Raw genomic sequence first — 8415 nt, 5'->3', positions numbered from 1 at the left:
GGGGCGCCTCGGTGCCGAAAAGACGGCCCTTCTTGGGCGGTCTTCGGCTGTTGGGGCGCTTTAGCGCCGGAAAGACGGCCCTTTTTGGGCGGTCTTGGGTCGTTAGGGCGCCTCGGTGACGGAAAGACAGCCCTTCTTGGGCGGTCTTGGGCTGTTGGGGCGCTTCGGTGCCGAAAAGACGGCCCTTCTTGGGCGGTCTTGGGCTGTTGGGGCGCCTCGGTGCCGAAAAGACGGCCCTTCTTGGGCGGTCCTGGGTCGTTAGGGCCCCCCTGAAACTTTAGGGTATTCCTGTACCCGGTACTGTGCATTGTATGCAACAGCCAAAAACACAGCACAGTTAGCAGGAATTTTACCTTCACATAGAACAAATCAGTGCCATATCGGACGGCACCCTCCGTTAAGCTTTGTGGTCTGCGTGCAATTGCAAATGGTTGTCAACAGTTTGTCACTGCATTTTCACAACGGATGCGCTATGATAAGGACTGTACATGCATGCACAACATCACCTTTACGGGGGGATCGGGTATATGAAGAAGATTATCGCATTGTTGTTTATTGTGGCTGTCGCTATGGGGATTGCGGCTTGCGGACAGAAGCCGGCGGCTGACGCCGGGGCTAGCGCTGCTGCCGATCCGAACGCTCAGCAAGTGAAAATCGAAGCGTCGAACTGGAAGTTTGATCAGGCGGAATACCGTGTGAAAAAGGGGCAGCCGGTTACGATTACTTTCGACTCGAAGCAAGGCATGCATAACGCAGCTATTGCCGATCTGAAAATTACCGTCGATACAAACAAAAAGACGCACACGTTCACGCCGGATAAAGCCGGTACGTATGAAATTCGCTGCATGATCCCATGCGGACAAGGACATACGACGATGGTGTCCAAGCTGATCGTGGAGTAATGCCGATAATTTTCAAACAAAACCAAGCACCCTCGTTGCTGAACGGATCAGCGGCGAGGGTGCTTCATTATTTGGGCGTTTCCTGCGGTCTTGCGGGCATTAGCTACAATATAGCGATTTTCGCGATGTTGTGAATGTAACTATTGCCTCGTAATGAGCTTAGGTTTACGTCCCCCCGCTCTCCCAAAGCTGACGCAGCTTGTCCGCGACGGCCGGCATGTGCTCGAGCGCATACGGAGACAGCAAGGAATGCTGCAGCAGCAGTTGGATAGGATCGGACGGTATGATCGTCATCACGTTGACTCCTACAACAACGAGCAGCAGCGCCTCCGTCAGGCCAAGCAGCGCACCGGCGGTACGGTTAAGCAAGTTCAAGCCGGGGGCTTTGGCGATAAAATGAAGCGCATGCCCCGCCACCACCAGCCCCAGCTTGACACCGAAAAACAGCAGTGCAAACGATACTGCGTTCACAAAATACATTTCCAGATTGAGATGCTTGGCGAAAAATTCGTATTTCTGATACGTTTGCATCGACGGCAATGCGATCGTCTTCTGAATCGTCGGGGCTAAGTCGTCGTAAAACTTATAAGCGATGATGTAGGCGACGAACAGCCCCGCGAACGAAACGATCTGGCCTACAAAGCCGCGGGTGTAGCCAAGCACGAGCCCGCCCAGGATCAGGGCCAGAATGACCCAGTCCAACCCGTTCATGGCGGCAAAGGCCCCTGTCATGCTTTAGGCTCGTCCAAAGCGAGCTCAATCCATTCGTTGTATTCGACCTGCAGCTTGGCATACTCCTCCTGAAGCGCCTGATGTTCGCGGCGAAGCGTTTCAAGCTCATGCATTAGCGCGCTATCCGGCTCGTAAGAAACGGCCGTTTCTTTGAGCGCAACCAGTTCCGATTGGAGGCGCGTAACCTCCTGCTCCAGGTGTGCGGACCTGCGCTCTGCCTCTTCTCTCCATTCGGCGCTGCGCTCTTCCCATTCGCGCTGCAGACGCTCCTGCTGCTCAATGAAGTCGAACTGCAGCTGGCCGTCCTCTTCGCCCTTGTCCGCTTTCTCCTGACGTGCTATCGCATCAGCCAACTCCGACTGCTGGGCGAGCGCTTCATCCAGCTCCGCCTGCAGCGCGGCAATCCGCGCGTCACGCTCCGCCATTTGCCGCAGGGCGTGCTGGTACTCCCGCTGCAGCTGCTCGCGTTTCTTAGCTTGCTCTTCGGCGCTCCGCTGCGCTTCGGCACGCACCTGCGCGCCGGCCGCACCGGCTTGTACCGCGTCGTCTTGTGCCTGCAGCAGAGCTGCGCGCACTTCGGAGAGCTCGGACTGAGCCTGCTCGGCATTTTGCATCGCCTGCTCCGCTTCGGTTCTCGCTTGTGCCGCATCTGCCCTCAACCGGTCTATTTCGGCCTGCAAGTTTTCCAGTTCGGTAGAGATCCGCTCGTTCTCGGCTTTCGTTTGCTCCAAAGAGGTTTCCGCGTCCCGAGCTTCTTTACGAAGCTGCTCGAGCAGCTCCTGCAACCGGCTTGCCTCGGTTTTGGCCTGCTCCTCTTCGGCGAGTACGTCCGCCAACCGGCGCTGCAGCTTGGCGAGCTGCTCCGCGTGATCTTCCGCCACCAGCTGTGCCAGCTCCTGCAGCTCCTTGGCGAGCTCTCCTGCCGCTTTGGCCTCCACCAGCGCCTTCTCTTGTGAGGCTTGCGCTGCAGCCGCTTCGGCACGCGCCGCAGCTGCTTCCGCAATAGCCTGCTCCCGCGCAGCTTGCGCTTCCGCAGCCTCTGTACGCGCCGCTACGACTTCCGCCTGCGCCGCCTGCTCGCGCTCGCCTGCCGCGATGGCTTCCGTCAGCGCCTGCTCCGCCTCAGCCTTCGCGGCCTCCGCTTCACGCTTCGCCTCCGCCGTTGCGGCTTCAGCCGCCTCGCGCTCACGGCGCTGCTCCGCAGCATCCGCACGTGCCGCAGCTGCTTCCACTATAGCCTGCTCCCGTGCAGCTTGCGCTTCCCCAGCCTCTGTACGCGCCGCCACGGCTTCCGCCTGCGCCGCCTGCTCGCGCTCGCCCGCCGCGATCATCTCCGCCAGCGCCTGCTCCGCCTCACGCTGCGCCGCCGCAGCTGCGGCTTCAGCCGCCTCGCGCTCACGGCGCTGCTCCGCAGCATCCGCACGTGCCTCAGCTGCTTCCGCAATAGCCTGCTCCCGTGCAGCTTGCGCTTCCGCAATCTCTGTACGCGCCGCCACGGCTTCCGCCTGCGCCGCCTGCTCGCGCTCGCCCGCCGCAATCATCTCCGCCAGCGCCTGCTCCGCCTCAGCCTTCGCGGCCTCCGCTTCACGCTTCGCCTCCGCCAAGGCGGCCTCGGCCGCCTCGCGCTCCCGGCGCTGCTCTGCAGCCTCAGCACGTGCCGCAGCTGCTTCCGCAATAGCCTGCTCCCGCGCAGCTTGCGCTTCCGCAGCCTCTGTACGCGCCGCTATGACTTCCGCCTGCGCCGTCTGCTCGCGCTCGCCTGCCGCGATGGCTTCCGTCAGCGCCTGTTCCGCCTCAGCTTTTGCTGCCTCCGCCTCGCGCTTCGCCTCCGCAGCTGCGGCCTCCGCCGCCTCGCGCTCCCGGCGCTGCTCCGCCGCTTCCGCGGCCGCCTGCTCCCGCGCCTCCAGCGCTGCCGCCGCTTCCGCTCGCGCCGCTGCGGCTTCCGCCTGCGCCGCCTGCTCACGCTCGCCTGCCGCGATTGCTTCCGTCAGCGCCTGTTCCGCCTCAGCTTTTGCTGCCTCCGCCTCGCGCTGCGCCGCCGCAGCTGTGGCCTCCGCCGCCTCGCGCTCCCGGCGCTGCTCCGCCGCTTCCGCGGCCGCCTGCTCCCGCGCCTCCAGCGCTGCCGCCGCTTCCGCTCGCGCCGCTGCGGCTTCCGCCTGCGCCGCCTGCTCGCGCTCGCCCGCCGCGATCGCCTCCGCCAGCGCCTGCTCCGCCTCACGCTGCGCCGCCGCAGCTGCGGCCTCCGCCGCCTCGCGCTCCCGGCGCTGCTCCGCCGCTTCCGCGGCCGCCTGCTCCCGCGCCTCCAGCGCTGCCGCCGCTTCCGCTCGCGCCGCTGCCAGCGCAGCCGCGGTCTGCTCCGCTTCGGCGGCGGCCTGCCGCACCTGCTCCCGCAGCGCTTCCGCCTCGGCCTGCGCCGCCTGCGTCTCGGCATGCGACTGCTCCAGCAGCACGGCAAGCTGCTCGTACTGCTGCTTCATCTGCTGCAGTTCCTCCAGCTCCTGCTGCATCTTCAGCTGCTCATCGGCCATATTTACGGCGGCGAGCACCGCAATCCGTACCCCGTCGAGGCGCGGGTAATTGCGGGCAATTCGCTTCATTTGTTCGTCAACCTGGACCGCGACCCGGCGAACATAAGCCGGGGTCGTCGTGGCCAGCAATTTATATTGGCTGCCGTAAATCTCTACGGTTATTCTCGTTTTTTCATCCGGAACCAAGCTCACGGCATTTTCCTCCTCGCAACGCCAAAAAGGCCGTTCGTATCATCGTTACATTCGATACGAACGGCCTTTTCTCCTGCTCCTAAAGCGACTTTCTACTTGCGAAGCTCCGCTCCATAATTTTCCTCGAGCGCCTTGACAACCTCGGCGTGCAAAGCGGTCACTTCCTCATCCTGCAGCGTCCGCTCCGTGTGACGGTAAACGAGCGAAATCGCCACGCTTTTCTTGTCCGCGCCGATCCGGTCGCCCGTATATACATCGAACACCTGAATCGACTCCAGCAGCGCTCCCGCCGTCTTGCGAGCGAGCTCAGTCATGCCGCCGACAGCCACACCGCGGTCGACAACGACAGCCATGTCGCGGGTGATTGCCGGGAAGCGCGGCAGCGAACGGACCTCCAAACGGTCGTCAGCCAGCTCCACGAGCTTCGGCAGCTCCACTTCGAATACATACGTATCGTCGAGATCCGCCTGCTGCTGCAGCGCAGGATGCAGCTGACCGATGCGCCCGAGCAGCAGGCGCTCCGAACCGCCCACACCTAAACCATAAACATTCGCCGTCCGGCCCGGGTGCAGCCCAGGCGCCTCGGAAGCCTCCAGCACCAGCTCGAAACCAAGCACGCCGGCTACACGCTCCAGAAGCCCCTTCGCATCGTAAAAATCGACCTTGCCCGGCTTCCCGTTCCAGCTGGCAGGTCCCCGCGAACCGGTAAGCAGCACCGCCAGCAGCGGCGTCTCCACCGGCTGCTTCGTCAGCCGCTCCTCGTCCGTCGAGTACGCCTTGGCGATCTCGAACAGCGCCACATCCTCGTTGGTCCGGTTGCGGTTGTATACGGCCACATCCATCAGATGAGGTATCAGCGAAGTGCGCAGCTCGCTGCGCTCCTCGCTCATCGGCATCGCCAAAGATACCGTGCGGGTGCCGGCGTACAGTCCCGGGAACCGCTCCTTCTGCGACGGATGCGTGAACGAATACGTAATCGCCTCGTGCAATCCCGCGCCGGTCAGCAGGCTCCGCAGCAAACGGCGGATGCGCTGCTCCTTCTTCAGCGAGCCCGGCGTCGTCTCTCCGCTCATCAGCGTAGTCGGAATATGATCGTACCCGTACAGACGCGCCACTTCCTCGATCAAATCGACGACCCGAGTAATATCGCCGCGGCGGCTCGGCACAGTAACCAAAAGCGCGGAATCGCCAACAGGCTGATAAGCGAAGCCCAAGCGCTCAATAATTCCCTGCACATCACCGAGACTGAGCGACGTACCCAAATATCCGTTCACACGAGCAACATCCAGCGTCAGCTGCACCGGCTCGTGGCCGCCGATCCGCTCCTCGACGATCCCTTCCGCTACGACGCCGGACGCATACTGTGCGATCAGCGATGCCGCACGGTTCAGCGCCGGAATGACCGCCTCCGGATTCACTTCCTTCTCGAACCGCAAGCTCGCTTCCGAGCGCAGGCCGAGCTGGCGCGACGTCTTGCGCACGGAGCGGCCGGCGAATTTAGCCGACTCCAGAAGAATCCGGGTCGTTCCTTCCGTCACTTCGGAATTCAGCCCGCCCATGACGCCTGCCAGGCCGACCGGCTTCACACCGTCCGTAATGAGCAGCATGTGCGGCTCCAGCTTGCGCGTAACGCCGTCCAGCGTTTCCAACACTTCGCCATCAACCGCACGCCGAACCACAACGCGGCCCCCGTCCAAAGTATCCGCATCGAAAGCGTGCAGCGGCTGTCCGAACTCGAGCATCACATAGTTGGTTATGTCGACGATGTTGCTGATCGGGCGAATCCCCGCCGCCATCAACCGATTCTGCATCCACAGAGGAGAAGGTCCGACCCTTACGCCCTCGATCAAACGCGCAGCATAATGCGTGCAGTCCTCCTTCGCTTCAATCCGCACCGAAATCCGATCGGACGCCTTCACCGAGCCGGCACCGCCGATACCCGTGGACAAATCCGGCAGCCGCACCTCGCGGCCCAGAATCGCGCCAACCTCATGCGCAACCCCGATCATGCTCAAGCAATCCGAACGGTTCGGCGTCAAATCAAGCTCCAGCACTTCGTCCGAAATCCCGAGCACGTCGAGAATCGAAGCGCCGACTTGAGTTTCCTCAGGCAGCACCAGAATGCCTTCCTGAATTTCCTTCGGCAGCAGCTTGTCGTTCAATCCCAGCTCCTTCGCCGAGCAAATCATCCCCTGCGACTCGACGCCGCGCAGCTTCGCTCGCTTGATCGCCAAATCACCCGGCAGCTTCGCTCCAACCATCGCCACGGGCACCTTCTGGCCGGCGGCGACATTTTTCGCTCCGCATACGATTTGCAGGTCTTCGCCTGTCCCGACGTCGACGATACAGACGCTCAGCTTGTCGGCATCGGGATGCTTCTCGCGCGACTTCACGTAACCGACGACAGTGTTACTGACGCCCTTGTTACGAGACTCGACGCCGTCGACCTCAACCCCGGCGCGCGGCATCCGCTCCGCCAGCTCATCGGCAGAGCAGCCCGTTGTATCTACGTACTCATTAAGCCATTGATATGAAACTTTCATCGCATCCAGCCTCCTTTACAGATGTGCGAACTGCCGCAGGAAGCGGAGATCGTTGTTATAGAAATGCCTGATATCGTCAACGCCGTACTTCAGCATCGCAATCCGCTCCGGCCCCATGCCGAACGCGAAGCCGCTGACCTTCTCCGGATCGTAGCCGGACATCTCCAGCACGCGCGGGTGCACCATGCCGGCGCCGAGAATTTCGATCCAGCCCGTGTGCTTGCACAGACGGCAGCCTTCGCCGCCGCACATGAAGCAGCTCACGTCCACCTCGACGCTCGGCTCCGTGAACGGGAAGAAGCTCGGCCGCAGGCGAATTTCCGTCTTCGCGCCGAACAGCTCGCGCACGAACTGCAGCAGCGTTCCCTTCAAGTCGCTCATGCGGATGCCTTTGTCGATAACAAGCCCTTCGATCTGGGTAAATTGATGCGAATGCGTCGCATCGTCGTCGTCGCGGCGGTACACCTTGCCCGGCGAAATGAATTTGACCGGCACGGCGCCCTTCAGGCGCTCCATCATACGCGGCTGCATCGGCGACGTCTGGGTGCGCATCAAGATTTCATCGGTAATGTAAAACGAATCCTGCATATCCCGCGCAGGGTGATCCTTCGGCAGGTTGAGCGCCTCGAAGTTGTAGTAATCCGTCTCGACCTCCGGCCCTTCCTCGATCGTGAAGCCCATGCCGAGAAACACGTCCTCGATCTCCTGAATGACCTTGTTGAGCGGATGCACGGCACCGACCGGCGCCGGACGGCCCGGCAGCGTCACGTCGATCGTCTCCGCCCGCAGCCGCAGCTCCGTCTCCGCCGCCGTATAAGCGGCCTGCTTCTCATCGATAACCGCTTCGATCGCGGCCCGCACCTCGTTCGCCACCTGACCGATGATCGGCCGCTCCTCCGCGCTGAGCGCCCCCATGCCGCGCAATATTTCCGTGAGCGGTCCCTTCTTGCCCAAATACTTGATCCGAAGCTCGTTCAGCTCCTGCTGGCTGCCGACAGCAGCCAGTTCACCGAGCGCCTCGACTTTCAGCGCCTCTAAACGTTCTTTCATTTCGTTTACCTCCCAACTGATTTCAACCTTCACCATTTCACTCCCGCAAGCGCAAAAAAGCCCTCTCGTCCCCTAAGGGGCGAGAGAGCCGCGGTACCACCCTTGTCGAACGCCGCCTTCCCAAACAGGATGGACGTACGTTCATCTTCGTTGCCGATAACGGACCTTAGATTCGTCCGGAATGCTCTACTGACGCGGCGCTTCAATCAACCGGCCGCCTGTTCAAGCATCTGCTCGGGAGCGAACTTCGGCAGCTCGTTCTCGGGGCCCGCTCTCAATCTCCGGCGCGCCCTCCCTGTCGAGAGGCTTCTGCGTACTCTTCTCCGTCGTTGCATTTTCACGTTATTTCGATGTTGTTGTTATTATAGAAAAAAAAGCCTCCGCCCGTCAAATACGGATGGAGGAAAGTCAGTGTCAAGCTAGCGTGGGCAGTCATTTAAGATGCCTGGAACGCGAACCCCGAAGGAA

At 61.8% G+C, this 8415-nt stretch carries 5 protein-coding genes; 1 reads left to right on the top strand and 4 read right to left on the bottom strand.

Annotated features, from left to right (window positions below; genetic code table 11):
* Positions 1–527 precede the first annotated feature (527 nt).
* Positions 528–902 (top strand): cupredoxin domain-containing protein, encoded by a 375-nt coding sequence (locus tag ACFFK0_RS00760; protein ID WP_377467640.1) that lies wholly within the window; start codon positions 528–530, stop codon positions 900–902.
* A gap of 165 nt (positions 903–1067) precedes the next feature.
* Here the strand turns inward: ACFFK0_RS00760 and ACFFK0_RS00755 are convergent, their stop codons facing one another.
* From ACFFK0_RS00755 to pheS, 4 genes are all read right to left on the bottom strand, one after another.
* Positions 1068–1613, bottom strand: a complete 546-nt coding sequence (locus ACFFK0_RS00755; protein ID WP_377467638.1) for a CvpA family protein — start codon at positions 1611–1613, stop codon at positions 1068–1070.
* Positions 1614–1630: 17 nt separating this feature from the next.
* On the bottom strand, positions 1631–4354 hold the full coding sequence (locus tag ACFFK0_RS00750; protein ID WP_377467636.1) for a cell division protein ZapA: 2724 nt from the start codon (positions 4352–4354) through the stop codon (positions 1631–1633).
* Positions 4355–4446: 92 nt separating this feature from the next.
* Positions 4447–6897, bottom strand: a complete 2451-nt coding sequence (pheT, locus tag ACFFK0_RS00745; RefSeq protein WP_377467634.1) for a phenylalanine--tRNA ligase subunit beta — start codon at positions 6895–6897, stop codon at positions 4447–4449.
* Between the two features lie 15 nt (positions 6898–6912).
* Positions 6913–7947: a phenylalanine--tRNA ligase subunit alpha gene (gene pheS / locus ACFFK0_RS00740; protein WP_377467632.1), complete on the bottom strand. Its 1035-nt coding sequence runs from the start codon at positions 7945–7947 to the stop codon at positions 6913–6915.
* Positions 7948–8415: the final 468 nt, after the last annotated feature.

Source organism: Paenibacillus chartarius (assembly GCF_042432825.1).
In the GTDB taxonomy this organism is placed as follows: domain Bacteria; phylum Bacillota; class Bacilli; order Paenibacillales; family NBRC-103111; genus Gordoniibacillus; species Gordoniibacillus chartarius.
Note: the sequence above shows the minus strand (reverse complement) of the source record. Positions and strands in the feature narration are given on the sequence as shown.